Source organism: Chitinilyticum aquatile DSM 21506 (assembly GCF_000430805.1).
GTDB lineage: Bacteria > Pseudomonadota > Gammaproteobacteria > Burkholderiales > Chitinibacteraceae > Chitinilyticum > Chitinilyticum aquatile.
In genome coordinates, this window is record NZ_AUMS01000011.1 from 52,905 (window position 1) to 78,275 (window position 25,371).

26 protein-coding genes and 3 tRNA genes are annotated in these 25,371 nt (G+C 62.3%); 13 read left to right on the forward strand and 16 right to left on the reverse strand.

The genetic code is table 11. The annotated features are described in order from the left end of the window. The first annotated feature begins 389 nt into the window (after positions 1-389). From H559_RS19520 to H559_RS0108345, 5 genes are all read left to right on the forward strand, one after another. Positions 390-1,043, forward strand: coding sequence for a 4'-phosphopantetheinyl transferase family protein (locus H559_RS19520; protein WP_051279122.1), 654 nt, complete (start codon positions 390-392; stop codon positions 1,041-1,043). Positions 1,044-1,271: 228 nt separating this feature from the next. Then, a complete protein-coding gene (locus H559_RS0108330) occupies positions 1,272-3,104 on the forward strand; it encodes an adenylate/guanylate cyclase domain-containing protein (RefSeq protein WP_028452332.1) in 1,833 nt (610 codons plus the stop codon). A 13-nt stretch (positions 3,105-3,117) separates the two neighbouring features. Next, complete coding sequence (locus H559_RS0108335; protein ID WP_028452333.1) at positions 3,118-3,780, forward strand: hypothetical protein; 663 nt, start codon at positions 3,118-3,120, stop codon at positions 3,778-3,780. Next, a complete protein-coding gene (locus tag H559_RS21625) occupies positions 3,777-5,468 on the forward strand; it encodes an SUMF1/EgtB/PvdO family nonheme iron enzyme (RefSeq protein ID WP_051279124.1) in 1,692 nt (563 codons plus the stop codon). Before H559_RS0108335 ends, H559_RS21625 begins: the two co-directional genes overlap by 4 nt. Before the next feature lie 209 nt (positions 5,469-5,677). Beyond that, the gene (locus tag H559_RS0108345) at positions 5,678-6,886 is read left to right on the forward strand and encodes a hypothetical protein (protein ID WP_028452334.1); all 1,209 of its coding nucleotides are present in this window, start codon (positions 5,678-5,680) and stop codon (positions 6,884-6,886) included. A 105-nt stretch (positions 6,887-6,991) separates the two neighbouring features. Here the strand turns inward: H559_RS0108345 and H559_RS0108350 are convergent, their stop codons facing one another. The 3 genes from H559_RS0108350 to H559_RS0108360 form a co-directional block, all read right to left on the reverse strand. Beyond that, positions 6,992-7,483, reverse strand: coding sequence for a 2-thiouracil desulfurase family protein (locus tag H559_RS0108350; protein WP_028452335.1), 492 nt, complete (start codon positions 7,481-7,483; stop codon positions 6,992-6,994). A gap of 200 nt (positions 7,484-7,683) precedes the next feature. After that, complete coding sequence (locus H559_RS19530) at positions 7,684-8,616, reverse strand: TIGR01777 family oxidoreductase (RefSeq protein ID WP_051279128.1); 933 nt, start codon at positions 8,614-8,616, stop codon at positions 7,684-7,686. Positions 8,617-8,753: 137 nt separating this feature from the next. Continuing rightward, positions 8,754-9,155, reverse strand: a complete 402-nt coding sequence (locus tag H559_RS0108360; RefSeq protein WP_028452336.1) for a hypothetical protein — start codon at positions 9,153-9,155, stop codon at positions 8,754-8,756. A gap of 198 nt (positions 9,156-9,353) precedes the next feature. Here H559_RS0108360 and H559_RS0108365 point away from each other — a divergent pair, with 198 nt between their 5' ends. Then, positions 9,354-9,719 (forward strand): VOC family protein, encoded by a 366-nt coding sequence (locus H559_RS0108365; protein ID WP_034640403.1) that lies wholly within the window; start codon positions 9,354-9,356, stop codon positions 9,717-9,719. 80 nt (positions 9,720-9,799) lie between these two features. Here H559_RS0108365 and H559_RS0108370 read toward each other — a convergent pair whose 3' ends face one another. The 12 genes from H559_RS0108370 to folD all read right to left on the reverse strand — a co-directional run bounded on the left by H559_RS0108370 (position 9,800) and on the right by folD (position 19,719). Next, on the reverse strand, positions 9,800-10,369 hold the full coding sequence (locus H559_RS0108370) for a DUF922 domain-containing protein (RefSeq protein WP_028452338.1): 570 nt from the start codon (positions 10,367-10,369) through the stop codon (positions 9,800-9,802). A gap of 2 nt (positions 10,370-10,371) precedes the next feature. Then, on the reverse strand, positions 10,372-11,022 hold the full coding sequence (gene nth, locus H559_RS0108375) for an endonuclease III (RefSeq protein ID WP_028452339.1): 651 nt from the start codon (positions 11,020-11,022) through the stop codon (positions 10,372-10,374). Continuing rightward, positions 11,019-11,267 carry a hypothetical protein gene (locus H559_RS0108380; RefSeq protein WP_028452340.1) on the reverse strand — a complete coding sequence of 83 codons (249 nt, stop codon included), beginning with the start codon at positions 11,265-11,267 and terminating at the stop codon, positions 11,019-11,021. Before H559_RS0108380 ends, nth begins: the two co-directional genes overlap by 4 nt. Before the next feature lie 10 nt (positions 11,268-11,277). Next, positions 11,278-12,000, reverse strand: coding sequence for an electron transport complex subunit E (locus H559_RS0108385; RefSeq protein WP_245579350.1), 723 nt, complete (start codon positions 11,998-12,000; stop codon positions 11,278-11,280). 13 nt (positions 12,001-12,013) lie between these two features. After that, positions 12,014-12,640 (reverse strand): electron transport complex subunit RsxG, encoded by a 627-nt coding sequence (gene rsxG, locus H559_RS0108390; protein ID WP_028452342.1) that lies wholly within the window; start codon positions 12,638-12,640, stop codon positions 12,014-12,016. Beyond that, on the reverse strand, positions 12,637-13,698 hold the full coding sequence (locus tag H559_RS0108395; protein ID WP_028452343.1) for an RnfABCDGE type electron transport complex subunit D: 1,062 nt from the start codon (positions 13,696-13,698) through the stop codon (positions 12,637-12,639). Before H559_RS0108395 ends, rsxG begins: the two co-directional genes overlap by 4 nt. A gap of 10 nt (positions 13,699-13,708) precedes the next feature. Continuing rightward, positions 13,709-14,251: an RBBP9/YdeN family alpha/beta hydrolase gene (locus H559_RS0108400; protein ID WP_028452344.1), complete on the reverse strand. Its 543-nt coding sequence runs from the start codon at positions 14,249-14,251 to the stop codon at positions 13,709-13,711. Further along, a complete protein-coding gene (gene rsxC, locus H559_RS19535) occupies positions 14,248-16,518 on the reverse strand; it encodes an electron transport complex subunit RsxC (RefSeq protein WP_245579351.1) in 2,271 nt (756 codons plus the stop codon). Before rsxC ends, H559_RS0108400 begins: the two co-directional genes overlap by 4 nt. Beyond that, a complete protein-coding gene (rsxB, locus tag H559_RS0108410; protein WP_028452345.1) occupies positions 16,515-17,072 on the reverse strand; it encodes an electron transport complex subunit RsxB in 558 nt (185 codons plus the stop codon). Before rsxB ends, rsxC begins: the two co-directional genes overlap by 4 nt. A gap of 15 nt (positions 17,073-17,087) precedes the next feature. Further along, complete coding sequence (gene rsxA / locus H559_RS0108415) at positions 17,088-17,666, reverse strand: electron transport complex subunit RsxA (protein WP_028452346.1); 579 nt, start codon at positions 17,664-17,666, stop codon at positions 17,088-17,090. A 166-nt stretch (positions 17,667-17,832) separates the two neighbouring features. Then, positions 17,833-18,861: a quinone-dependent dihydroorotate dehydrogenase gene (locus H559_RS0108420; RefSeq protein WP_028452347.1), complete on the reverse strand. Its 1,029-nt coding sequence runs from the start codon at positions 18,859-18,861 to the stop codon at positions 17,833-17,835. A gap of 3 nt (positions 18,862-18,864) precedes the next feature. Next, positions 18,865-19,719, reverse strand: coding sequence for a bifunctional methylenetetrahydrofolate dehydrogenase/methenyltetrahydrofolate cyclohydrolase FolD (gene folD / locus H559_RS0108425; protein WP_028452348.1), 855 nt, complete (start codon positions 19,717-19,719; stop codon positions 18,865-18,867). A gap of 135 nt (positions 19,720-19,854) precedes the next feature. On the opposite strand from folD, the gene H559_RS0108430 reads away from it, so the two are divergent. The 6 genes from H559_RS0108430 (at position 19,855) to H559_RS19540 (ending at position 22,761) form a co-directional block, all read left to right on the forward strand. Beyond that, a tRNA-Pro gene (locus tag H559_RS0108430) sits at positions 19,855-19,931 on the forward strand. 21 nt (positions 19,932-19,952) lie between these two features. Continuing rightward, a tRNA-Arg gene (locus H559_RS0108435) sits at positions 19,953-20,029 on the forward strand. Between the two features lie 58 nt (positions 20,030-20,087). Further along, a tRNA-His gene (locus H559_RS0108440) sits at positions 20,088-20,163 on the forward strand. A 173-nt stretch (positions 20,164-20,336) separates the two neighbouring features. Next, entirely contained in the window at positions 20,337-20,759 is a 423-nt protein-coding gene (locus H559_RS0108445; RefSeq protein WP_028452349.1) for a hypothetical protein, read from the forward strand. A 123-nt stretch (positions 20,760-20,882) separates the two neighbouring features. Then, the gene (gene sbcB, locus H559_RS0108450; protein WP_028452350.1) at positions 20,883-22,325 is read left to right on the forward strand and encodes an exodeoxyribonuclease I; all 1,443 of its coding nucleotides are present in this window, start codon (positions 20,883-20,885) and stop codon (positions 22,323-22,325) included. Between the two features lie 124 nt (positions 22,326-22,449). Beyond that, positions 22,450-22,761, forward strand: a complete 312-nt coding sequence (locus tag H559_RS19540; protein WP_081412951.1) for a carboxymuconolactone decarboxylase family protein — start codon at positions 22,450-22,452, stop codon at positions 22,759-22,761. 188 nt (positions 22,762-22,949) lie between these two features. On the opposite strand, the gene H559_RS0108460 is transcribed toward H559_RS19540, so the two are convergent. Then, a complete protein-coding gene (locus H559_RS0108460) occupies positions 22,950-24,092 on the reverse strand; it encodes a hypothetical protein (RefSeq protein WP_028452351.1) in 1,143 nt (380 codons plus the stop codon). Positions 24,093-24,190: 98 nt separating this feature from the next. Here H559_RS0108460 and H559_RS19545 point away from each other — a divergent pair, with 98 nt between their 5' ends. Continuing rightward, on the forward strand, positions 24,191-25,132 hold the full coding sequence (locus tag H559_RS19545) for a LysR substrate-binding domain-containing protein (protein WP_051279131.1): 942 nt from the start codon (positions 24,191-24,193) through the stop codon (positions 25,130-25,132). Positions 25,133-25,371 lie beyond the last annotated feature (239 nt).

The following is a 25,371-nucleotide window of genomic DNA, read 5'->3' on the forward strand; positions in this document are numbered from 1 at the left end:
CAAAGCGGGTCATCAGGCCGCCGGCGCCCAGCATCATGCTCGAGAAAACTTGGGTATATATCCATATCCTTTTAAAAAAAATGGACATGGCCACATACCCCAATGGATATCCATTGATCAGGCACCAGGAACGCGCGTGATCTCACAGCGAGCTTTCCCCCGCAGGGAGTTTCCCCTTGCACTCGCGAAACGGCGTCCATTGCAAGCAAGCTTGCCCGACCGATCACATCACACAACTTGATCAATAGCCCGGGCTGGGCTGGCTGCGTAACACCCCTGCTCGTTCTGCGACAGCTTTGCCAACGGTATCACTATGCCGCCAGGCTGCTGCATAATCATGCCGCTGCGCATGAATGCGCCCGCCCTTCCCGCAAGCGAGATCCTGCCGCATGGCCACGACCGACATTCCCGTTTTCTGGCTGCACATGCCAGCCGCCATGCCGCTGCCCGCCGATCTGGCGCTGCGGCTCAGCGCCAGCAGCCAGGGCCGGCTGGCAGGGATGACGCATGCGTCGCGCGCGCTGCAGTTCGTGCTCGGCCGCCTGCTGCTGCTGCATGCCGCTCGCGCCCTGCTGGCCCCGGACCTGCGGCTGGCCGACCTTGCCGAGCACGCCGATGGCTACCCCGTGCTGCCGGATTACCCGGTGTGCCGTGCGAGCATCAGCCACAGCGGCACGGTACTCGCCGTAGCTCTGAATCCCGCTGGAGCCTGCGGGCTCGATATTGAAGCCGAGCAGCCCCGCAACTATGCGCGCCTAGCGCGAAAATTCTGCCCGGCGGACGAGCGCTGGCTGGCTGAGGCCGACGACGAACCGGATGCCAGGACTCGCTTCTATACCCTGTGGACCTTGCGCGAGGCGGCCTACAAGGGCGGCTGGCGCGCGCATGTGGTGGGCGAACCGCCCGCCCTGTCCGGCGATGCCGGCCCGCTGCCGGCCTGGGATACGACGCAGCTGGCACCGGATCTCCGCGCCACGCTGGTATGGCCGCAGCCCTGCCGCATCGCGCCCTGCGCAGTGACCGCAGCCGCGCTGGCTGTGTGATTGGCGTCACGGCCAGGCGGCAAATCTCCGCAAGCTGGCAGACATCCGCCTGAAAGACCGTTACATTGCCATGCCGGTGTCCTGTGGCTGGAGCAAACTTGCGGCTGCGCAAACTGCCAGCCCGCTGTTCCCGCCAGCGAACCGGATGCCAGATGGAACTGCCTGACTGCAACGCGGTGCCCTGATCCAGTCAGGTCAGGCACCGCAGAGACCGGATCATCGCCCGTCATGCCCTTAGCCTCGCCCAAGCTGCTGCGTGCTTTCAATGCGCTGGCCATCACCCTTGCGGTGCTGGCCGGCCTGCTGCTGCCCCGCCTTTTCCCCGGGCTGGACAATCTCTGGCAGGATCAGTTCGTGCGTCATGCCGGCCAGCAGGCACCGGTCAGCGATGTGGTGATCGTCGCGGTGGACGATGCCACGCTGGCGCGTTACCCCGACACGCCGCTGGCCTTCTGGTCGCCGCTGTTTGCCCAGGCCAGCAATACGGCACTGGCGGCCGGGGCAAAGGTTGTGGCGCTCGATTTCATGCTCGGCATTTCGGCCGAACAGTGGCTGGCCGACCAGAACAGCCCGGCCGCCCGCGATTACGATCAGCCGCTGCGTACCGCCATTGCCTCCGGTCGAGTGCTGCTACCCGCATTGCAGCAATCTGAACACCTGCAGCTGCCGGCCGCCGCCTACACCATCGCCGCCCCCGATTTCGACCTCACGCGCACGCTGGGCCGGGTCGACCTGCCACCTGACGCCGACGGCGTGATCCGTCACCTGCATGCCAGCTGGCCGGAAGCCGATCCGGAAACGCCGCACCTGGCAATGCCGCTGCTGCTGGCGCGCCACCTGCTCCCCTCACTCCAGGTGCCGGAAATCCAGCGCATCGCCTGGAGCGGCCCGCCCGGCACCGTGCAACGCATTCCGATGCACATGCTGCTCGCCCCCGATGCCCTGCAGAATCCCGCCGTGCAGCAGCTTGCCGGCAAGATCATCATCATCGGCGGCGCCTACACCGGCCTGCAGGATTGGCACCTCACGCCCTACGGCAGCGGGCCTGCGGCAACCTTCATGAGCGGGCCGGAAGTGCTGGCGCAAAGCACGCAGATGCTGCTGGACGGCCGCCGCGTGACCACGCTGCCGCAGTGGGCGCTGTTGCTCTACCTGCTGCTGCAATCCATCCTGCTGCTGTGGCTGCTGCAGCAGCTGCGCACGCGCTGGCTGCTGCCGCTGGCGCTCGGCATGCTGGCCCTGCTGGCGGGTGCCGGCTGGATCGCCTGCAGCAATGATGCACAATTTCCGGTGCTCGCCGCGCAAGTCAGCGTGCTGGTCTGCCTGCTGGCTGCGCTCGCGCTGCGGCTGAATCTGGCAAACTCGCGCCAGCGTCGTGCCACCGAGCTTTTTGGCAGGTATGTCTCCCCGGCCATTGTAAATCAGCTCGTGCAGAGCAATACCCCGCTTGAATTGGGCGGCGAGCGCGTCGAAGCCACCGTGATGTTCTGCGATCTGCGCGACTTTACCGCGATTGCCGAGCAGCTGCCACCGGAAGAGGTCGTCGAATTGCTCAATGGCTGGTTCGAGCTGGCCTGCACGGTTGTGCTCGAGGCCGGCGGCACCGTCGACAAGCTGATCGGCGACGCGCTGATGGCCGAATTCGGTGCCCCGCTGCACCAGCCCGACCACGCCCGCCGTGCGATGACCGCGGCCATCCGCCTGCAGGATGCCGCGCGCGACTACGCCGGGCATGTGGCCAAGCGCTTTGCCGGTGCGGGCCTGCCGGATTTCCGTATCGGCGTGGGCCTGCACAGCGGCTCGCTGGTCATCGGCCATATCGGCTCGACACTGAAAACCGATTACACCGCCATCGGCGACACGGTGAATGTCGCTGCGCGCCTTGAAACGCTCAGCCGCGAGCACGATGGTGGCATCATCGCCAGCGAAGCCTGCGTCAGCCAGGTCAGCGGCCTGCACCTGGGGCGCTGTACCGAGCTGGCACTGAAAGGCCGCAGCCAGCCAATCCGCGCCTATGCCGTGCTCGGCTGGCAGCCCCCATCCATGCCCCACACGTCCTGACCGGAGGCCCGACATGAAGCGCCCCCCGCTCGTCCGATCCCTGGCCCAGCTCCTTGCTGTGACTGTCGCACTGCTCTGCGCCCAGCTGCTCGCCGCACCGCACATCGTCGCCCTGCAAAGCGAGCACAGCCAGCTCGTCATCAGTCCGGAGCGCCACGAAGCCATCAAGCCCTACAGCCGGCTCAATGCCGGTGATGTGCTCGACATTGCCGCAGACGGCAGCCTGCAGATTGTGTGGATCAGCGAAGGCCGCCAGGAAAGCTGGCGCGGTCCCGCACGCCTGACACTCGGCGCGACGCAGGCAACGGAGGCCAGCGGCCGCCAGCCCGCAGCCACCCGTACGCTGCCACCGGCGATGCGTGATGCGCTCGCACAAACCCGCAGCGATCTGCGCCAGATCCGCCAGCTGGGCGCCGTGAGCAATGTGCGCAGCAGCAGGCTGCCGGAGCGCGTCAGCACGAATTACGCCAGCTGGCGTGCAGGCAGCGCCGCCAGCGACCCTGCCGCCGACCTGTACCTGCTGCACGAGCAATTGCAGATCAGCGACTGGGCCGGCGCACAGCAGACACTCGCCCGCCTGCAGCAACTCGACCCGAACAATGCCGAACTTCAGGCCGCCAGCCAGGCGCTTGCCGCTGCTCTGGCCCCATCCACCCCGGAGACCTCTGCACCATGACCCGCCTCATCGTACCGCTGCTGACCCTGACGCTGACCCTGCTGCTGCCCGCCGCGCACGCCGGCAAACGCGTCGCGCTCCTGATCGGCAACAGCCAGTACGCACAGGAAGCGGCACTGAAAAACCCTGGCAACGACGCGCGCCTGCTGGCCAGCGTGTTGCGCAACGAGCAGAAATTCGACACCGTCATCGTGCGCGAAAACCTCGGCCGGCGCGAACTCGTCCAGCAACTGCAGGAGCTCGCCACGCTGGCAAAAGATGCCGACACCGTGCTGGTCTATTACAGCGGCCACGGCATGCAGAACGCACAGAAGCGCAACTACCTGCTGCCAGTCGATGCGGCCGTCAGCGCACAGGCCAGCGTCGAGAGCGAAGGCGTTCCCGCCGATCTGCTGCTGGAAACGCTGGAAAGCGCCAATGCCAAGCTCAATATCGTGATTCTGGATGCCTGCCGCAACAACCCGCTGGCCGCCAAAACGCGTTCCGGCAACAAGGGGCTGGCGCGCATGGAAAGCGAGCGCAGCGGCTTCCTTATTGCCTACTCGACGCGGGACGGCCAGGTCGCACTCGACGGCGACGGCCAGAACAGCCCCTACGCCAGCGCGCTCGCCCAATGGCTCGGGCGCAAGGATCTGCCGGTACGCAGCCAGTTCGACGAAGTGTACGAGAGCGTAAAGCAAGCGACGGCTGGCAAGCAGTTACCGGTGCAGTACGGCGACATCACCGGCAAGGTCTACCTCGACCCGGCGCGCAGCGCACCGGCCACCACACAAACTGCCAGCACAACCATCGCCAGCAAAGCTACTCGCGGCAGCTACACGCTGCCCGCCTATGCACCGGGCAAGTCCTTCCGGGAATGCGACGACTGCCCGGAAATGGTCTGGCTACCGCAAGGCAGCGGCATCATGGGCAGCCAGCCCGGAACCGATAACCGCAGCGAAGAACAGCCACAACACGCGATCCGCATTGCCTACCCGCTGGCAATGGGGCGCAGCGAAGTGACACGCGGTCAATGGGCGGCCTTCGTCGAGGAAACCGGCTACGACGCCCCGCTGGGTTGCTGGGTCTTCAACGGGCGCGAGCCGCAGAAACAACCCGACAAATCCTGGCGCAATCCCGGCTTTGCGCAGAGCGAGAACGACCCGGTGGTCTGCGTGAATTATGAAGATGCCGAGCGCTACCTGGCCTGGCTCAGCCGCAAGACCGGCGGCAAATACCGCCTGCCCAGCGAGACGGAATGGGAATACGCCGCCCGCGCCGGCAGCAAGACCAGCCGCCCCTGGGGCGACAGCCCGGACGAATCCTGCCGCTACGCCAACGGACTGGACCAGAGCAGCATCGGCAAGCTCGCCGGCACCGCCGCCGAAGCTCGCCCGGCCTGCACCGACAAGGCGATCTACACCAACGCCATCGCCAGCTACCAGCCCAATGCCTTCGGCCTGTACGACCTGATCGGCAACGTCAGCGAATGGACGGCGGATTGCTGGTTCGCTGACTACACCAAGGCACCGAGCGACGGCAGCGCGCGCAGCGAAGGCTGGGGCTGCGATGCAGCCAGCCTGCGCGGCGGCGACTGGCTGACCAGCAGCACCGAATTGCGTACGGCAGTACGCGACCAGCGCCTGCGTACCTACCGTGGGCAATATTTCGGTTTCCGCGTCGTGCGGGAAGTGGCATCTGGGCGTTGAAAAAATAGCTCCGGATAATAAAAACCCCTGGTTCTGAGAACCCGGGTTGCCCCGGATATGGCAAACCACCAGCCCTGATGCACCACTTAGCACGAGGCAGGCAGAGGGCCGGCTGCATTGTCTTCCCGGCCCCCCACTGCAATCCCTCTCCCGGCGTGGCAGCCGCCTCTGCCTCGCTCTATGCTGGAATGGCAGCGCAGGAGCATGCCATGACCAGCACACAGCCAGCCCAAGCCAATAAAGAGCAAAAGCAGAACCAGGATTTCTCTCTGGTGCTGGGTGGGCCGCTTTTCCAGCTCTGGTTGCGCTCCCGCTTGTCCGACGATGCCGAAGGGCTTTTGCAGCGGCGCATCGTGGTGATTGCACTGCTGACGTGGCTGCCCTTGCTGCTGATCTGTGCAATCAGCGGCGAGGCGCTGGGCGGGGCAGTTGCCATACCCTTCCTGCTTGATGCCGAAGTGCATGTGCGCTTGCTGCTGGCCATTCCAGTCCTGGTGTCAGCCGAGCTGCTCGTGCACCTGCGCCTGCGCAAGGTAATGCAGCAGTTTCTTGATCGGGGCCTCATTGCCGAGGCCGATCTGCCACACTTTCACAACGCGATTGACAGGGCAATGCGGTTGCGCAATTCGCCGCGCGCCGAGCTGCTGCTGATTGGCATCGTTTATGCGTTCGGGCTTTTGATCTGGCAGCAATTTGTCGTGCTCGACACCAGTACCTGGTACGCGCACTCTGGCCCGGACGGGCTGCACTTCACGCCTGCCGGCTGGTGGTATGTGCTGGTGAGCCTGCCGGTTTTCCAGTTCCTGCTGCTGCGCTGGTATTTCCGCATTTTCATCTGGGCACGACTCTTGTGGCAGATTTCGCGCCTGCCGCTGCAGCTATTGCCCACGCACACCGACCATCTGGGCGGGCTGGGCTTCATTGCCGGTACCTTTTATGCCTTCACACCACTGGCCACCGCGCACGGGGCGATGCTGGCAGCGATGCTGGCCAACCGCATTTTCTTCGATGGTGCGGTACTGACCGACTTCAAGGTGGAAGTCCTGCTGATGGTGGTATTCATGGAGCTGTTGGTACTCGGCCCCCTGTTGCTCTTCACCCCGCAGCTGGCGCAGGCCAAGCGTGACGGCAATCGGGAGTATGGTGCACTGGTAATGCGGCACAACCGTGAGTTCGACAATAAATGGCTGCGTGATGGCACGCAGGATGGTGTGGAAATGACGGGCAATTCCGACATGTCGTCACTCGTCGACCTGGGCAGCGCCTATGAGGTGGTACGCGCAATGCGCACCGTACCGGTCACCCGCGATGCCATCCTCATTCTTGCCGCCAGCACTGTCGCACCACTGCTTCCACTGTTGCTGACCATGATGTCGGCCGAAGATCTCCTGCGCAAGCTCGCCGGAATGCTGTTCTGAGCGCGGGTATGACATTCAAGCCCACTAATTGCAAGGGCTAGCAGCCTATACAAACGCAAGTATCAGTTCATGCAGCAATGGACGGCATGGCCGGCCGTGTACCGGTCAAGCTTGTTCCGCCTCCTGCAGCAGTTGCTCAAGCTCCAGCTCACTGAATACCGCCAGGCCAGCGCGGCGCAGAGCAGCCGCGCATACACCGTCACCGTTCTTGTGCCGGCCATCAAAGTCGCCGCTGTAGATCGTACCGCTGCCACAGGATGGACTATTGGCTTTCAGTAGCGCGACATGGCAATCATGCTCGCGCGCCAGATCTGCCGCGCGTGTGGCACCACGGCAAAAGGGCAAGCTGAGATTATCCCCTGCAGCAGTCATGACCTCCGCCCGGCCAGCGAGCACATCGTAACCATCACCGCCGCGAATCTCGCACGGCGCACGCGGGGCGGGCAGCCCGCCAGCCATTTCCGGGCAAACGGGAACAATGGCAAAGCGCGCGGACAGCCTAGCCGCCCATTCCGCAGGCAGCGGTTTGCCAGTGGCGTCGTAGCGCACGGCCTGTCCGCACAGGCAGGCACTCATCAGCAGGGCCGGTTTGCTCATGGCTTTATCCTCGGCGTATTCAGGGGAAAGATGAAAATCCGCCCCGGCCACGTTTCTGTCAAGCGCAGGATGGGAGTGCGCGGCCACGGAGAGCCTGCCCTGCCATTGCGGCGAATCTCGCAGACAGAACAGGGTATGCCCATGCAGCCTTTTCAAATAAATGGCCACATGAATATACCCGAATCAACACCACTGCCAGTTTATGCGGCAAGATAGTCGGCCAGTGCCTTTTCCAGATCGGGGTAGAGGAACACATAGCCCTCGTCCTGCAAGCGCCGGGGCACGACGCGCTGGCCGCGGGTGAACAGTGCGCCCATTTCGCCGGCCAGACCATCGATCAGCCATGCCGGCGTGGCAAAGAGATTCGGCCGGTGCAACAGCCGAGCAGCCAGCGCGGCGAATTCGCCTTGCGTCAGCGCTTGCGGCGCGGTCAGGTTGTAGGCGCCCTGCATGCCCGGATTGGCAATCGCGCGGGCAATCACCGCCAGCACGTCGTCACGGTGCACCCAGCTCATCACCTGCCTGCCGTCACCCATGCGCCCGCCCACCCCCAGCCGGAAAGGCAGTAGCAGCTTCGGGAAGGCGCCACCGGGGCCGAACACCAGGCCGAGGCGCAGGCGCACGACACGAATGCCGAAGGCCTCGGCCTTGATCGCCTCGGCCTCCCATTCGCGGCACAGCTGCGCCTGGAATTCGCCAGCCGGCGAATCGGCGCTTTCATCAATTTCCTCATTACCACGGCAGCCGTAGTAGCCGATGGCCGAGCCATTCACCAGCACCGCCGGCTTGTGCCGCGCCCGCGCCAGCCAGCCAAGCAGCCCTGCGGTCGTTCCCAGGCGGCTGTCGAGCAAGGCTTGCTTGCGCGCTGCCGACCAGCGCGGTCCGACCACTGGCGCGCCAGCCAGATTGATGATGGCGTCGAAGTGTTCGGTATCGCTCAACTCATCCCAGCGCGAAAACGCCCCGACCCGCCCCTGAAAGCAGGACTTCGCAGCGCCGGGCTGGCGCGAATACAGCATGACGATATGGCCGGCGGCGAGCAGTTGCCCGACCAGCGCGCGGCCGATGAAACCGGTGCCGCCGGTGACCAGCAGGCGCTGCTCGGGCAATGAGGCAAAGGGGTTCTGATTCATTGCATGCTCCACGGACTCAATCAGTGCAGCATAACAAGATGCAGGGGAAATCGTGCAAGTCTTGCGCAGCACCGGCAGACAATCAGCGACGCGAATTGCCTGTTTTGGCCCCATCAGTCATTGCGACCTCGCCGGCCTCAATCCAGCTCCAGCTCGATTTCCTGATCGCGCAGGCGCTGCTCTGTCGCCAGCACTTCGCGGTGCAGGCTGATCACGGAAGCCACGATCAGGCACTGGCTGCGGGCGCTTTGCAGGGTGAGCGTGTAATTGCCGTCCTCGTCCTCGAAGGCCCAGACGAAATTGTCGAAATCGCGCCAACCGTCCGGGCCGGTCTTGCGCTGCAGGAGCTGGACCAGATCATCCAGCCTGGCGGGCAGGAAAAACACCAACTGGTGTTCGCCACAGGGGCTGACAGCCGGGGTGTTGCCGTCGAAGAGGTAGTCAAGTCGCTGCTGCAGCGTGGCAAGGTCGGTCACCCGACCCAGCCGCCGCAAGCGGGCAACCTGCAATTTCTGCCTGAGATGCTCTGCACTGCTCATGCCTGATCCTTGGTCATGCCTGGCAGCGGCACAGCCCTGTGCCACCGCGCTGTAAGCAAGTGTCCGGCAGATGGATTGCGGTGGTCAAGCACCGTGTGGCGGAGCTCACCAGGATGCTACTGACACCACGTTGTCAGGAGCCTGCGTGCATGCTTCATCCCGCTGCACCTGCGGCCCAACATCAACAAGGAGAATCTCATGCACGCCATCAACTGGTTCGAAATTCCGGTACTTGACCTCGAACGCGCCGGCCATTTCTACGCCACCCTGTTTGCCACCCCGCTCACCCGCACCGAGTGCGGCGAGGGCGGTTTCCTGCTGCCCTACCAGGAACCGGGCGTAGGTGGCGCCCTGGTTTCGGGCGAAGGCACACCGGGTCGCACTGGCGTCATGCCCTATCTGAATGCCGACGGCCAGCTTGATACGATGCTCGCGCGCCTGCAGGCGCTGGGCGCCGAACTCGTCTGCCCGAAAACCGAAATCAGCCCCGAAATCGGCCACATGGCGATCTTCATCGACTGCGAAGGCAACCGCATCGGCCTGCATTCGGCTCCCGCCGCCTGATCGGCCCGCTCCGGCCCGCCAAGCGCCAATGGTGAGACGATGCGGGCCGTGCCAACGCAATGACCGGATGCAATGCAGGCTCAGTCGAGAAAGGCCCCCTGGCTGCGTCCATAGCCGGTGCGCAGGTCGTAGTCACGCTGCGCCTGTGCGGCATTGCTGGTGATGAGCGCCGTTTCCCGGTTTATCGCCGCCTCCAGTGCGTCGCAGGAGGCTGCAGCCGGCATGCCCATGATGCGCTGATCAATCCGCGCGGCAGCGTCGGTCCCGATCTGCACATGGCCCAGCTCATGTTCCTTGAGGCGCGGTAGAAACACATCAAACCGGGCCTTCTTGGCGGGTGTCGCCTGAATGAGCTGCGGCAGTTGCACGACACAGCGCACCGTAGTGAGCGAGCTGGCGATCCTGCACTCACCGGATGGCGCACTATTCCAGCGGTAATCCCAGCGCGTATGGCAAGAGGTATAGCCATAGAAGATCTTTCCCTGCTCGCGAATTGGCGATGCCCGGTTCAGGTCGTCAGCCAGGCGGCCCGTGCCAAGTGCGTATAGCGGATATGGCTCGTATTCGACACTCTGTCGCAATTCAGCGCCGGCATGGCCGCTCAGCAGAACAGGGACAAGCGCAAACAGCTGCAGCCATGAATGCCGCATGATCAGCGGCCTGGCGGCGGAGTTAGCGGCTTGGATTTGTAGTCGCACACGTCATTGACCACGCATCGCCAGCATTCGGGCTTGCGGGCCTTGCACACGTAGCGGCCGTGCAGAATCAGCCAGTGGTGCGCGTTCAGCAGGTATTCGGGTGGCGTTACTTTCAGCAGCTTGTCTTCGACCGCGCGCACGTCCTTGCCGGGAGCAAGACCGGTGCGGTTGCCCAGGCGGAAGATATGCGTATCGACGGCAATCGTCGGCACGCCGAATGCGGTATTGAGCACCACGTTCGCGGTCTTGCGGCCGACGCCGGGCAGGGCCTCAAGGCTTTCGCGGTCGCGCGGCACTTCACCGCCGTGCTGTTCGATCAGGATGCGACAGGTCTCCAGCAGATGCTTCGCCTTGCTGCGAAACAAACCGATGGTATTGATGTAGGACTCAAGCCCCTCCTGGCCAAGCGCCAGTATCCCCGCCGGGGTATTGGCAACCGGGAACAGGATTTTCGTCGCCTTGTTCACACCGACATCGGTCGCCTGCGCGGAAAGCAACACCGCAGTGAGCAGCTCGAACGGCGTGCTGTAATTCAGCTCGGTGGTCGGATTCGGATCCAGCTCGGCCAGCCTGGCGTAGAAAATGCGGCGGGTTTCCTTGTTCATGACTGCGCCTCCCGCTCCTTGCGCTCCATCTCGCGCAGATCTTCGTCAATCCCGTCAAACGGTGCCGACATCACCCGCAGATAAAGACGGATGGCGTACCCGAACAGCGCAACGCAAAGAATCAGTAATGTCCAGCGTCCCCAGCTTCCGGCCGACATCAGAAACCACACCAGCCCGAGCACCAGCAGGTAGGCCAGGCCCTCGGCGATCAGGGGCAGAATGCGGAAAGGCAATGCACCTTTCATGGCAGCAAACTCAGCAGTGGCTCTGGCCTTCGACTAGGCCCGCCGGCTCGGCCGCTTTCGCTGCGAGCCTGGCGCGGGCTTCGGCACGACGATCCAGCGCCATCTTGCCGGCAATCAGGAAACCCAGGCCGATAAAGGCGCCCGGAGGCAGGATGGCCAGCAAAAACTGGTAGTTCCATTCGGCAGGGATGACGTGAATCACCCAGCTTTTTGCGGCCGGACCAAACACCAAATCAATGCCGGACAAGAGCGTGCCCTTGCCGATCAGCTCGCGACCGGCTCCCAGAATACCGAGCACCACGGTGAGGCCGATGCCCATGAAAAAGCCATCCAGCGCAGAATGCGCGACGCCGTTCTTCGACGCAAACGCTTCGGCGCGCGCCAGCACGATGCAGTTGGTGGTGATCAGCGGGATGAAAATCCCCAGCACCACGTATAGATCGTGGACATACGAATTCATCAGCAGATCGACCATCGTCACCAGCGCGGCGATGATCAGGATGAAGATCGGACTGCGCAGTTCGTTCGGAACGAATTCACGGATTGCGGCAATTGCGGCGCCAGAGACCAGCATCACCAGACTGGTCGCCAGCCCCAGCGAGACGCCATTGATGATGTTGTTCGACATCACCAGCACCGGGCACATGCCGAGAATGGCAACCACGCCCTGGTTCTGCTTCCAGATGCTGTTGTGAATGATGGCCTTGGCTTCGGCCCAGCTCATGATGCTCATCGCGTTTCTCCGTTTACGCGCCGAACAGGCTGGCGCGCTGCTCGTTCACGAAACCCAGTACATTGTGCACGGCCTTGACGACCGCTCGCGGGCTGATGGTGGCGCCGGCGGTCGAATCGAACTGGCCGCCATCCTTTTTCACTTTCCAGCCGTTATCAGCCGGATTCGTCAGCGACTTGCCGCCAAACTGTTCGCTCCAGGCCGATTTCGCTGCATCGATGTAGTCACCCAGCCCCGGGGTTTCCTTGTGCGCGATGACGCGTACGCCCTGCACCACGCCATCGCGGTTCACGCCGACCAGCAGCTTGATCTTGCCGGAATAGCCATCGGGCGCCACGGTTTCGATGACGGCGGCGACGGTCTTGCCGTCTTTTTTCGCCAGATAGATCTGGCAACCGGCCTCGTTATTAAGCCGTTTGCAATCCGCTGAGCTTGCCGCCTTCACATCCTGCAGCAGATTGTTGTCGTAACTGCCCTTGGGCAGCACCTGCGCCAGCAAGGCGGTTTTGGCATCCAGCTCGTTCTTCTGCACGATGTTGCGCGTGAAGGTGTACGTGCCTGCCATCAGCGCGGTAAATACGACGGAGAAGGCCAGCAGGGTCAGCGCGCCACGCGTGCTGTTTTTCAGCATGGTTTTCATGGTTTCGCCCCCTTCTTGCTGCTGTCGTTCTGTTTGGCCTTGCGGCCAAAGACTGCCGGCTGCGTGTACTGGTCAATAAACGGCGCGGCAATATTCAGGATGATCACGGCAAAGGCCACGCCATCGGGGTAACCGCCAAACACGCGGATCAGGTAGGTCAGCACGCCAATGCTGGCGCCGAAAATCAGGCGGCCGCGCGGCGTGGTCGGGCCGGATACCGGATCGGTAATAATGAAGAAGGCGCCCAGCATCGCCGCACCGCCAAACAGATGGAAGAGCGGCGAGGTGTAGTGGTTGGGGTCGTACAGATGCATGGCTGCGGCCATCAGGCCAAGCCCCGCGATGAAGGACAGCGGCGTCTGCCAGGGAATGATGCGGCTGAAAAGCAGATACAGGCCCCCGGCCAGATAGGCGAGCGCAATCCAGCCCATCTGGCTGGGCAGCAGGCCGCCACTGGTGAACAGGGTTGTCTGCAGCACGTCCCCCAGCCCACCGTGCTGGATCAGCACCGTTTTCACCGTATCCAGCGGCGTAGCCGACGCAATCGCGTCAAAGCCGATGCCGCCCGGCAGCCTGCCGGTAAAGATGTACGCCAGCTGTGCGCCGGCATCGAGTGGGCCGGACTGCAGCGCCAGCGGCGCAGCCCAGCGCGACATCTGCGCCGGAAACGACACGATCATCACCGCAAAGCCGATCATCGCCGGGTTGAACGGATTCTGCCCGAGACCACCGTAGAGATGCTTGGCCACGGCAATGGCGATAAGGGTTGCCAGTACCACCATCCACCAGGCTCCCAGCGGCGGCAGGGACAAGGCCAGCAGCCAGGCGGTGACAATCGCCGAGCCATCCAGCAAGAAAGGCTTGACCGGGTACTTGCGCAGCTTCAGGCAGGCCGCTTCTGTAGCCAGCGCAGTCAGCGTGGCCAGCGTGAGCTGCACCAGAATGCCGATGCCGAACACATGCACATACACGGCAATCGCCGGCAGCAAGGCGGCAGCCACTTTCAGCATCACCACCTGCAGCGGCGTCGGCTTAACAAAAAATGGGGAAGTAATCATCGTTGGTCCATTACTCGGTCACGGACTGCGTTTGCAATTGTTCAAACAGCACCCAGCCCTGCGGCCAGTCGCCCAGTTTCGATTCGGCGTTGATGTGGCCAGCCTCGCCCGCATCGACCAGCTGCGCCCCCCAGGCGGCAGCCAGGGTTTCGCTGAAATCGAAAGCGGCATAAGGATCATTGCGGCTGGCGACAAGCAGGCTGGCAAACGGCAGTTGTGCCAGCTCCAGCGAGGCAAAACTCGCGGCGGCAGCAGGGAAACCGGTACGCCAGGGATTGGGGGGCGCTACCATCAAGGCCGCGGCGACCTTGCCGGCATCATGCCGCGCAGCCCAGTGCGCCACCAGCAGACAGCCAAGGCTGTGGGCGACCAGATATACCGGCGCAGCGGCAGCGGCAACCGCGGCATCCAGCGTCGCGACCCACTCGGCAACAGCCGGCTGCTCCCAGCTTTGCTGTTCCACGCGGACAAGCCCCGGGTACAAGGCTTCCCAGCGGCTTTGCCAGTGCGATGCGCCCGAACCCTGATAGCCCGGCAGGATCAGCACACTCATGCCTCGCCGCCCTCTTTGGCCGCCTTGCGTGCCTTGGCGGCTTCCATCGCGGCACGAATCTTGGCGGCCTTGTCCGGATCGATGGCAGGTTTTGCCTGGGTATCCACCTGCCCCACTTCACTCGCAAGGGCCGCGGACGCAGCCCCTGCAGGGGTATCAGTCGGCACGGCTGGCGCAGGTGCGCGGCCTTCCTTCTTGGCCTTGGCGGCTTCCATCGCTGCGCGGATTTTCGCGGCCTTTTCGGGATCGAGAGCAGGTTTAGATGGGGTATCAACCTGCACCTCTTCATTTGCAAGGGATCCAGCAACCTCCCCGACGGGGGTATTATCCGATACAGAGGGCGCGAGGGCGCGTCCTTCCTTCTTGGCCTTCGCAGCTTCCATCGCTGCGCGGATTTTTGCAGCCTTTTCCGGATCGATGGCCGCTTTGGCGACAGGCTCGGTCGCATCGGCAGCAGGCGCTGTCACGCCACCGTCAGTGGCGGCCTTGCGTGCTTTGGCCGCTTCCATCGCGGCACGAATCTTGGCGGCCTTTTCCTCGTCCAGCGCAGCGGCCGGCTTGGTCGCCGGCGTTTCGCCACCCGCTTCAGCAGCAGCCCTGGCGGCCTTCTTGGCAGCGGCGGCTTCCATCGCGGCGCGGATTTTGGCGGCCTTGTCGTCGTCGACACTCACGGCTGGCGCAGCGGTCTCGTTAGCGGGCGCGGCACCGGCCTTCGCGGCTGCGGCGCGCTCCATCGCCGCCTTGATCTTGGCGGCCTTGTCCGGATCAACCGCAGCCGCGGCAGCTTCCGGCTTGGGCGCGGCGCGCGCAGCGAGGCGTGCGGCCTTTTCTTCCTGCTCCCGCTCTTCGCGGAACTGCTTGAATTCGTGACGCTGCCGCGCCAGATCGGCGGCTTTCTTGGCCGATTCGGCAGCCCAGATTTCCGACTTGGCAAAGCGGTAATAATCGACCAACTGGATGCTGGACGGGCAGACATAGGCGCACGCCCCGCATTCGATGCAGTCAAACAGGTTCCATTCCTGCGCCTTGCCGAAATTCTTGCTGCGCGAGAACCAGTACAGGTCCATCGGCTGCAGTTCCTGCGGGCAGGCCGTCGCGCATTCGCCGCAGCGGATGCACGGCATTTCCGGCGCCTTAGTAGGGAAATGCGCGGCAGAGCGCGCGATCACGCAGTTTCCCGCCTTGGTCAAACCCACCTGGGTATCAGGCAGCTCGAAGCCCATCATCGGGCCGCCATAGATATACCCCTCGGAATCACTCTGATTTCCAGCAAAATCGAGCAGATCGGCAATCGGTGTACCGATCAGCGCCTCGACATTGCCCGCACGCGCGACATTGCCGGTCAGCGTCACAATCCGGCTGATGACCGGCTCGGCATGCTCCAGCGCACGGAAAATGGTGTAAACCGTCGCCACGTTGAAACACTGCACGCCCAGATCGGTCGAGCGCACGCCGCTGGGGACTTCCTTGTTGGTCAAGAGCTTGATCAGCTGCTTGGCGCCGCCCGAGGGGTACAGCGTCGGCACCACCACCACATGGGCATTGCCAATGTCGCTGGCCGCCAGCGCTTCGCGCATGGCCGCGACAGCCTCGGGCTTGTTGTCCTCGATACCAACCAGCACCTGCCGGGCGACCAGCAACTGAGCGACAATCGCAATGCCGGCGACGATCTCGCCGGCGCGTTCGCGCATCAGCCGGTCATCACAAGTGATGAAGGGTTCGCATTCCGCGCCGTTGATGACCAGTGTTTCCAGCCCATCGCGGCCGCCGAGCTTCAGGTGCGAGGGGAACACCGCGCCGCCCAGTCCCACCACTCCCATGTCGCGCAGATAGTCGCGAATAGTCTTGCCGTCACCGTTGGCGAGGGCTGCACGCCAGTCGAGTGGCGTGCGATCGCCCCAGACATCGAAGCCGTCAGTTTCAATCGTCACGCACAGCTCAGCCAAGCCCGAGGGGTGGGCGACCACCTGCTCATCAATGGCGACCACGGTTCCCGAGGTCGGCGCATGCACCGCGACGGAAACGGTGCCGTCGGCAGCAGCGAGAAGCTGGCCTTTTTTGACCAGATCACCGACTGCCACACGGCACTTGGCACGATTGCCGATGCTCTGCTGCAGCGGAACAACAAGCCGCGCCGGCAGCGGAGCCGGCACAATCGGTGCAGCATTCGACAGATGCTTCATTTCCGGCGGATGCACGCCGCCGTGGAAACGGTAAACGGGCTGGGTATTGGCAGGCAGGCTTGCTTTCATGGCGGGCGCGTTCATGCGGTCACCTTCAGCTTGATCACGGGGTAGCGCCACTTCCACGACTGCACGGTTTCGCCAACCGGCTGCATGGAAATGCAATCGACCGGACAGGGGGCGAGACACAGTTCGCAGCCGGTACATTCTTTTTCAATGATGGTATGCATGTGCTTGGCCGCGCCGACAATGGCATCCACCGGACAGGCCTGGATGCACAGCGTGCAGCCGATGCAGGTGTTCTCATCGATGACCGCGACACTCTTGGGTTTCTCTTCGCCGTTTTCCGCATTCAGTGGCTTGAAATCGACCCCCAGCAGGTCGGCGAGCTTGCGCACGCCATCGTCCCCTCCGGGCGGGCACTGGTTGATGTCAGCCTCGCCGTCGGCAATTGCGGTCGCGTAGGGCTTGCAGCCGGGAAAGCCGCACTGGCCGCATTGCGTCTGCGGCAGGATCGCGTCGATCTTGTCGACGAGCGGGTCTTCGTCAACCTTGTACTTGATGGCCGCCCAGCCCAGCACGGCGCCCAGGATCACGGCCAGTACGGCCATCAGCGCAACGGCAAGCAGAAAACTCATGTCATGCAACCTTATTTAAACCAGGCCGGCAAAGCCCATGAAGGCCAGACTCATCAGCCCGGCCGTAATGAAGGCAATCGGCGTTCCCTTGAACGCCGCCGGAATGTCGGCCCCCTCCAGCCGCTCGCGGATCGACGCGAACAGGATCAGGATCAGCGAAAAACCGAGTGCCGAGCCGAAACCGAAAACCAGCGATTCGACAAAGCCATATTTGGCGGCCGAATTGATCAGCGGTACACCCAGCACCGCGCAGTTGGTGGTAATCAGCGGCAGGTAGATACCCAGCACCTGGTACAGCACCGGGCTGGTCTTGTGGATGAACATCTCGGTGAACTGCACGATGGCGGCAATCATCACGATGAAGGCCAGGGTGCGCAGGTATTCGAGTTGCCACGCAATCAGCAGCTGGTCAATCAGCCAGGAGGTGCCGGACGCGAGCGTCAACACGAAAGCGGTGGCGAGGCCCATGCCGATCGAGGCCTCCAGCTTTTTGGACACCCCCATGAAGGGGCAGAGGCCGAGAATGCGCACCAGCACCACATTGTTGACCAGCACCGCGCCAATCAGCAGCAAGACATAATGACTGAAATCCATGACGGGTAGCGGATCCTATGCAGGCAATGGTCTGACAAGAGCAGGATTATCAGCCCATATCAGCACTTTCATCAATAACGACTGGAACTATCCAAATAACCGATAAACTTCATAGAGTGCGGCGATCAGGAGGCGGATGCATGCAGCATGCCGCCACCTGCAAGACTCAGCGCGCCATCACAGGCATCAGCGCCTCGACACAGTCGCGCACCAGATGCGGGCCGCGATACACCATGCCCGAATACAGCTGCACCAGTTGTGCTCCTGCCTTCACTTTCTCGACGGCATGTTCGCCTTCCAGAATGCCGCCCACACCGATGATCGGCACAGCACCATCAAGCGCAGCAGCCAGCTCGCGGATCACGTGCGTGGACTTGGTGCGCACCGGCGCACCGGAAAGCCCGCCTGCTTCCGTACCATAGCGCAGATGCTCGACACCGGTACGCGACAGCGTGGTGTTGGTCGCAATCACGCCATCGATGCGGTTTTCGATCAGCAAACGCGCCACATCCTGAATCTGGTTGCCATCCAGATCCGGCGCAATTTTCACCGCCAGCGGCACGTAGCGGCCATGCTGCTGCGCCAGCTTTTCCTGCTCGGCTTTCAGCTTGGCCAACAGGCCACCCAGCTCATCGGCCTGCTGCAGCTGACGCAGGTTCTTGGTATTCGGGCTGGAGATGTTAACCGTCACATAGCTGGCGTATTCATAGACCTTGCGCAGGCAGATCAGGTAATCGTCGGCGGCATTTTCGATCGGTGTATCGAAATTCTTGCCGATATTGATGCCGAGCACGCCACGGAAACGCGCTTTCTTCACGTTATCAACCAGGGCATCGACACCGTCGTTGTTAAAGCCCATGCGGTTGATGATGGCCTCGGCCTCCGGCAGGCGGAAGAGTCGCGGCTTGGGGTTGCCCGGCTGCGGACGCGGGGTGATCGTGCCGATTTCGATGAAACCGAAACCCAGCTCGCCCAGCGCATCAATGAAATCACCATTCTTGTCCAGCCCGGCTGCGAGCCCCACCGGATTGGGAAACTCGATGCCCATCACTGACACCGGGCAGGCCGGTGCTTCGCTGACCGTGGCACGCAGCAGATTGGCGCTATGCAAGGCCTTCAGGCTGGCCAGTGCCGCATGGTGCGCGCGCTCGGCATCGAGCATGAACAGGAAGGGTTTTGCAAACTGATAGGCCATCGCTCAACCCCGGCGCTTTTCGCAAGCGTCGATGGTGTTCTGCATCAGCGTAGCGACCGTCATCAGGCCAACACCACCCGGCACCGGTGTAATCCACGACGCGCGCTCCTTGGCGGTGTCGAATTCCACGTCGCCGCACAGCTTGCCGCTTTCCAGACGGTTGATACCCACATCGATCACCACCGCCCCTTCCTTGATCCACTCGCCCTTCACAAAGTTGGGGATGCCCACGCCGGCCACCACCACATCCGCACCGCGTACCTTGTCAGCCAGATCCTTCGTCTTGCTGTGGCACACCGTCACAGTGGCACGCGCCAGCAACAGCTCGAGCGCCTGCGGGCGGCCGACAATATTGGAGGCGCCGATCACCACGGCATCCTTGCCGACCAGATCGATGCCGGTTTTTTCCAGCAGCGTCATCACACCGCGCGGGGTGCACGGGCGCAGCAGCGGCATTTTCAGCGTGAGACGGCCGATGTTGTAGGGATGGAAGCCATCGACATCCTTGTTCGGATCGATCAGCTCGATGATCTTGTCGCCATCCAGATGTTTCGGCAGCGGCAGCTGCACCAGGATGCCGTCGACATCATCATCGGCATTGAGCTTCGCCACCAGATCAAGCAATTCCTGCTCGGACGTTTCCGCCGACAGATCAAATGCCAGCGAACGGATGCCGGCGTTTTCGCACTGGCGCTTCTTGTTGCCGACGTACACCTGCGAGGCCGGATCGGAGCCCACCAGAATTACCGCCAGCTGGGGGGCCGGCTTGCCTGCAGCCACGCGGGCATCGACGCGGGCACGAACGCCGGCAATCAGTTCCTGGGAAATCGCCTTGCCGTCAAGGATTTGTGCGGTCATCGGTGTACTCCGTAAATGGTAAAAATCGGTGGAAAATTGGCGCGGATTTTCGCATTTTTGCCGCGCCGACTCAATCAAAATGCAAAAAGGGGGTTGACCAGCTTCGGCGGCTGACGCTATAGTTCGGCCTCTGTTCGGGGCGTAGCGCAGTCTGGTAGCGCACCTGTTTTGGGAACAGGGGGTCGTGAGTTCGAATCCCACCGCCCCGACCAGACCAGCCTAAAAACCAGTACGTGCCCGTAGCTCAACTGGATAGAGCAACGGCCTTCTAAGCCGTAGGTTACAGGTTCGATTCCTGTCGGGTGCGCCAAGGCCTGACAAGTTGCAAAAAACGCCGGCATCGTTATAATGCCGCACCGGTTTCAGCGGTGGCTGTAGCTCAGTTGGTAGAGTCCAGGATTGTGATTCCTGTTGTCGTGGGTTCGAGCCCCATCAGCCACCCCAAGTTGAAAAGCCCAGTCGCAAGACTGGGCTTTTTGCTTTCCACTTCCGCCTTCTCTGCCAGCCCCGTAAGCTCCCGTCATATTTTTTACGGCAAGACAAGTAATGCGCAACACAGCATGAATGCTTCATTTCGTCTAGCATGCCCCCTTTCATCCAACTCGAAGGGAAAGCAGATGCTATCCACCATGCTGACCGGCGCGATTGTCGGTGCGACGTTTGGTTTTCTGATGTTGCTGGTTATGGCTCTTATCGCAAAAGGCAAAAAACCGCGCTCGATTGTTTCAATTGAATACGCAGGCGACCTCTGGCCCCAGATTGAAAGCTGGTGCGCGCAACATGGCTATGCACTACGCGAGCAAAATGGGCAACAGCGCCTTTATCAACATGGCAAAGGCTTCTTGCAAGCAGCAGCCCGCTTCCAGGTCAGCCGCAACGGCAACATCTGGCAACTGGAAGGCTGGATGCATATCAACGCGCTCATTACCCGTGCCGAGCTGGCGCTGGATGAAACCGGCCCGCTAGTCAAATTGCCGCGCGACAAACGCAAGAACGAATTCAATATCCTGCTCGGCCAGCTTGGCGCTCCGGCACTCTGACAGTAAACATCAAAGCACCGCCTCGCTGATTGGCTGCCTCACCTCTGCCTGTGCAGCCAGATCAGCGAACAGGTGCGGCTGCAAGTACAATGTGCCGCTGTTATCCATTAACGGCCTGTGCACATGAGCCTCACCTTCTTCTGGCACGACTACGAAACCTTCGGCGCGGTGCCGCGCCGCGACCGCCCTTCCCAGTTTGCCGGCATCCGCACCGACGAAAATCTGAATGAAATTGGCGGCCCGGTGATGGTCTATTGCCAGCCCGCGCCCGACTACCTACCCTCCCCCGAAGCCTGCCTGCTCACCGGCATCACGCCGCAGCTCTGCCAGGAGCGCGGCGTCAGCGAGGCCGATTTTGCTGCGGTCATCGAAGCCGAACTCGCTACTCCCGGCACCATTGGCGTCGGCTACAACTCGATCCGCTTTGATGACGAAGTCACCCGCCACCTGTTCTGGCGCACCTTGCGCGACCCGTACGCGCGCGAATGGCAAAACCACTGCGGCCGCTGGGATCTGCTCGACGTAGTGCGCACCTGCTTCGCGCTGCGCCCGGAAGGCATCCAGTGGCCGACGCACGACGACGGCCGACCGTCCTTCAAGCTGGAAGACCTCAGCCGCGCCAATGGCCTACTGCACGAAGCCGCGCACGATGCGCTCTCCGACGTGCGCGCCACCATCGCGCTGGCGCGGCTGATCCGCGATACGCAGCCCAAGCTGTTCGACTTCTGCCTGGCTCTGCGCAAGAAAGAACGCGTGCAGGAAGAGATCGGTCTACCGCAAAAAAAACCCTTCATCCACATCAGCGGGATGTTTGGAACTGAACGCGGCTGCACGGCCATTGTCTGGCCACTGGCGATGCACCCGACCAACAAGAACGAAGTCATCGTCTGGGATCTGGCCTTCGACCCGGCGGAACTCGCCACACTCGACGCGGAAAGCGCGCGGCTACGCATGTTCAGCAAAGCCAGCGAGTTGCCCGAAGGCATCACGCGCCTGCCGGTGAAAACCATCCACATCAACAAATCACCCATCGTGATCGGCAATCTGAAAGTGCTCAGCGACGAGCGTGCCGAGCACTGGGGCATCGATAAAACCCAGGCACTGCGACACGCCGAATGGCTGGCTGGCAACGAACCGGCGGCCGATTTGTGGGCGCAGGTTTTCCAGCGCGACAACGGCGGTCAGAAGGCCGACGTGGACGAAGACCTCTACGGCGGCTTTGTCGGCAACAACGACCGGCGCGTGCTCAATCGCCTGCTGGAGCTCGACGGTGCCGCGCTCGCAGCGCACCGCCCGAGCTTCGCTGACTTCCGACTGGAGGAGCTGCTGTTCCGCTTTCGCGCCCGCAACTACCCGGACACACTATCGGAATCGGAGACCCAGCGCTGGCAACAGCACTGCGTAGCTAAGCTGATCAATGGTGAGGGGAATGCCCGCACGCTGCAGGGCTTCATGGACGAACTGGAAACGCGGTTCGAAACCGTTTCGGAAAATGGTGATAAACGTTCTGAAGCGATTCTGGAGGCGCTGAGCGACTACGCGGAGCTGATTGCGCCGGAATACTAAGTGGCTGGGCATACAAACAAACTAGAGACTTTCAAATACGGATGCTCGGCCGAACAGACTACCAGATGGTCGAGCAGTACACGTACGCGTGCCGGCATAACCAGACGGTGCGCGCTGCTTTTAACTGCGTGTCTCGCAGATCAATGGCTGCGCGTTCTGCTTGGACACGCACGCCAAAGCCCTGCACGCCCGTGGCGAAAGCCAGGAGCGGCTCGATGCGCTGGCCGGCTGGCAGGTCAGTGAGCACTTTGACGACAGTGAACGCGCAGCACTGCGCTGGGCCGAGGCACTCACCAATATCCGCCATGGTCATACCAGTGATGATGACTACACCTGTTTGCTGCCCCACTTCAATGAGGAGGAGATTTCAGAACTGACCATGGCGATCGCCGGCATGAACGGGCTGAACCAGCTGGCAATCGCGATGCGGCAATAAGCGGCTACAGAGCCGTTTTGCCAAGGGGGCACGCAGTCAATGCCATGGGCAGAATTGGCCTGAGACTCATGCAATCTCGCTCCATTCAAGGACTGGAACCCAACCACACCGCCCCCCCCCAAGGGGAAAAATCAAAGCAAGCAGCCCGACTCCGTCAGAGCATCGTCTTTCGCCCCTGGAGACAAGGATCAGAACGACAGACACAGCAGCACCAGCAGCCCGCTGCACGCCATTAGTACAGAGCCTCCGCCCAGCGCCAGCAGTACCGAGGATTCCGGATACTGCTTGAGCGCATCCTCCCTCAACAGGCAGTAAAAACTGTCATTCGGCAGGATCGCCAGCATCGACCCCAGGCAGATTGCGGCAACGACCAACGCAGGTGGCAAGCCCATCCCCCCGATCTGGGGCGCCAGCATGGCTGTCACGGCAGCAAAGGTCGCCATTGAAGACCCTTTGACGAGCTTGAATAGCGCGGTGATTGCAAACAGCAGCAAAACCAGCTCCCAGCGCGCCGTGCCAGCCAGGGTGACAGCGGAAAGCGGGAACAGATGGACAATCACTCCACCCAGTGCACTGGCAGCTCCAATCATCATGACCAGATAGCCGGTTCGTCGCCAGGCCGACTGCAAGCAGTCCCCCGCCTGCGCCCCCGAAAATCCGCGCAATGCCAGCGCAGCGCCCAGCGCCAGCGCCCCCTTGGCAGTGAACAGGAAACCGATTCCCGGCATACTGCCCAGCGAGGTAAACAGCCCGGCCAGCGACAGCAACACCAGCAGCAGCAAGGGCAACGCAAGTCCCTGCCATGAGGTGGCGCCCGGTTCCGTGACGGCATGGCCGCCCACATTCTGCCAGCGCGCCGCCCACAACATGCCGACCAGCCAGACCGGGAAAAAGATCAATGCCACATAGAACAAATCACCCACCTCCGTCATGCCCAGTCCGGCAAGGACAATCAGGGCTCCAGCCGGATACAGCAGCTTGAACCCCGCATACGCCCCCATTGCCACCGCCAGCTTGCGCCGGCGCAGCAAGGGGGACAACGTGGCATACGCGGTGTCCGGACAGACAAACAGCGCCCCCGCCAACGGAGCGAGCAGCACCAGCAGCTTTTCAGGCAGCACCGGTGCACGGCGGAGCACCACCTCGGCCAGCAGAAAGGCCGGAAACATCAGCAGGGCAAATTCGCCCAGCGCCCGCCCGAATCCTTCGTTGAACAGCCTGACCAGTTCCGGACCACTCATCCCCGCTACGCCACCAGCCAGCAAGGCCAGCAGTGCGAGCAGCAAGGGAAAAGGAATCGGCGCCAGCCATTGTTTGATCGTTCGCAGCATGTCTTGCTCCAGCTCACCCTAAGATGGGCCCATACTAGTTTTCTGCGCAGTGGCAGAGAAACGATTTCCATACTGGGCTGGATTGAGAAAAACTCATCGTGCGCCGACTCCCCTCCCTGCGAAGCTTCGAAGCGTTCGCCGCCGCAGCAAGGCATCAGCATTTCACGCAGGCTGCCGAAGAGCTGTGCGTCACACCCGGCGCGATCAGTCGTGCGGTACGGCAACTGGAAGACGAACTGCAGGTCATCCTGTTCGAGCGGCAGGGAAGCCGGCTAAAACTGTCCCGTGCAGGCCTCGTCCTCAGTCAGCACCTCGAGCAGTTGCTAGCGCAGCTGGCGCAAACTATGGACCAGCTGAAAAGCCATCCGGCCGAAGTGCGCCTGACCCTGCTGCCCTCGCTGGCCGCCTGCTGGCTTGCCCCGCAGTTGCACGCCTTCATCGCACAGCATCCGGACATCTCACTGTCCATTCACGCCAGCCAGCAATCCGAAAACCTTGCTCGCAAGGGGCTTGATCTCGCCCTGCGCTTCGGCCCGGGAGACTGGCCCGGACTTCAAGCGGTTGAACTGGGTGAAGACTGGCTGATTCCGGTCTGCACAACGCGCATTCTTCAAGAGGCGTGCCCCGCCCCTGCGCTACTGCAACAGCAGTTGCTGCATCCGCAAAGCCTGGAAACCTGGACACACTGGTTTCAGGCCTGCGGCATGGACATCGGCGCTTTGTCCGGCCCCCGCTTCAATGATGCCAGCTCATTGCTGCAAGCCGCGCAGGACGGTGCAGGCATTGCGCTGGTCAGGGCCGTGCTGGCCCTGAGGCCTTTACAGACCGGACAGCTGATCATTGCCAGCCCGCACGCCCTGCGCTGTCAATATCGCTACTGGCTGGTTCGCCCGGAAGGAGCGTCGCCCGATCCGGCCGTGGCCCGTGTCGAGCAATGGCTGAAGCATGCACTGGCCAAAACCTATCAAGATCTGGTGCCATTGCTTCGTGAGACCCAAATCCACACGGGGAAAGGACACGCCCTTGGCGTAGAAAATTGAATCTACTCAATACCCTGCAAGCAACATGCAACGGACAGGCAGCGATGATGTGCATACAGGAGCACGAACGGCACCTATAATTAATTCAAATGCAAGGTAATAAAAGATTAAAAACATGAAATATTGACCAAAGCAGTCAGCATCGACACAATGCTAGGGAAAACACCAATACGGTTCCCTTATGCGCGCACATGCTTTTGCTCTTCCCGCACTATTCCTTCTCGTCAGTGGTGTAGCGA

What these genes read in the sequence shown, in the direction of transcription:
- H559_RS0108335 (WP_028452333.1), top strand. Translation starts at nt 3,118, where the DNA reads ATGAAGCGCCCCCCGCTCGTCCGATCCCTGGCCCAGCTCCTTGCTGTG.
- H559_RS21625 (WP_051279124.1), top strand. Translation starts at nt 3,777, where the DNA reads ATGACCCGCCTCATCGTACCGCTGCTGACCCTGACGCTGACCCTGCTG.
- rsxG (WP_028452342.1), bottom strand. Translation starts at nt 12,640, where the DNA reads ATGAAAACCATGCTGAAAAACAGCACGCGTGGCGCGCTGACCCTGCTG.
- H559_RS19530 (WP_051279128.1), bottom strand. Translation starts at nt 8,616, where the DNA reads ATGAATCAGAACCCCTTTGCCTCATTGCCCGAGCAGCGCCTGCTGGTC.
- H559_RS0108380 (WP_028452340.1), bottom strand. Translation starts at nt 11,267, where the DNA reads ATGAAAGGTGCATTGCCTTTCCGCATTCTGCCCCTGATCGCCGAGGGC.
- H559_RS0108395 (WP_028452343.1), bottom strand. Translation starts at nt 13,698, where the DNA reads ATGATTACTTCCCCATTTTTTGTTAAGCCGACGCCGCTGCAGGTGGTG.
- rsxB (WP_028452345.1), bottom strand. Translation starts at nt 17,072, where the DNA reads ATGAGTTTTCTGCTTGCCGTTGCGCTGATGGCCGTACTGGCCGTGATC.
- H559_RS0108400 (WP_028452344.1), bottom strand. Translation starts at nt 14,251, where the DNA reads ATGAGTGTGCTGATCCTGCCGGGCTATCAGGGTTCGGGCGCATCGCAC.
- rsxC (WP_245579351.1), bottom strand. Translation starts at nt 16,518, where the DNA reads ATGAACGCGCCCGCCATGAAAGCAAGCCTGCCTGCCAATACCCAGCCC.
- H559_RS0108365 (WP_034640403.1), top strand. Translation starts at nt 9,354, where the DNA reads ATGCACGCCATCAACTGGTTCGAAATTCCGGTACTTGACCTCGAACGC.
- H559_RS0108350 (WP_028452335.1), bottom strand. Translation starts at nt 7,483, where the DNA reads ATGAGCAAACCGGCCCTGCTGATGAGTGCCTGCCTGTGCGGACAGGCC.
- H559_RS0108460 (WP_028452351.1), bottom strand. Translation starts at nt 24,092, where the DNA reads ATGCTGCGAACGATCAAACAATGGCTGGCGCCGATTCCTTTTCCCTTG.
- H559_RS0108385 (WP_245579350.1), bottom strand. Translation starts at nt 12,000, where the DNA reads ATGAGCATCATGAGCTGGGCCGAAGCCAAGGCCATCATTCACAACAGC.
- H559_RS0108360 (WP_028452336.1), bottom strand. Translation starts at nt 9,155, where the DNA reads ATGAGCAGTGCAGAGCATCTCAGGCAGAAATTGCAGGTTGCCCGCTTG.
- folD (WP_028452348.1), bottom strand. Translation starts at nt 19,719, where the DNA reads ATGACCGCACAAATCCTTGACGGCAAGGCGATTTCCCAGGAACTGATT.
- nth (WP_028452339.1), bottom strand. Translation starts at nt 11,022, where the DNA reads ATGAACAAGGAAACCCGCCGCATTTTCTACGCCAGGCTGGCCGAGCTG.
- sbcB (WP_028452350.1), top strand. Translation starts at nt 20,883, where the DNA reads ATGAGCCTCACCTTCTTCTGGCACGACTACGAAACCTTCGGCGCGGTG.
- H559_RS0108420 (WP_028452347.1), bottom strand. Translation starts at nt 18,861, where the DNA reads ATGGCCTATCAGTTTGCAAAACCCTTCCTGTTCATGCTCGATGCCGAG.
- rsxA (WP_028452346.1), bottom strand. Translation starts at nt 17,666, where the DNA reads ATGGATTTCAGTCATTATGTCTTGCTGCTGATTGGCGCGGTGCTGGTC.
- H559_RS0108330 (WP_028452332.1), top strand. Translation starts at nt 1,272, where the DNA reads ATGCCCTTAGCCTCGCCCAAGCTGCTGCGTGCTTTCAATGCGCTGGCC.
- H559_RS0108345 (WP_028452334.1), top strand. Translation starts at nt 5,678, where the DNA reads ATGACCAGCACACAGCCAGCCCAAGCCAATAAAGAGCAAAAGCAGAAC.
- H559_RS19520 (WP_051279122.1), top strand. Translation starts at nt 390, where the DNA reads ATGGCCACGACCGACATTCCCGTTTTCTGGCTGCACATGCCAGCCGCC.
- H559_RS0108370 (WP_028452338.1), bottom strand. Translation starts at nt 10,369, where the DNA reads ATGCGGCATTCATGGCTGCAGCTGTTTGCGCTTGTCCCTGTTCTGCTG.
- H559_RS0108445 (WP_028452349.1), top strand. Translation starts at nt 20,337, where the DNA reads ATGCTATCCACCATGCTGACCGGCGCGATTGTCGGTGCGACGTTTGGT.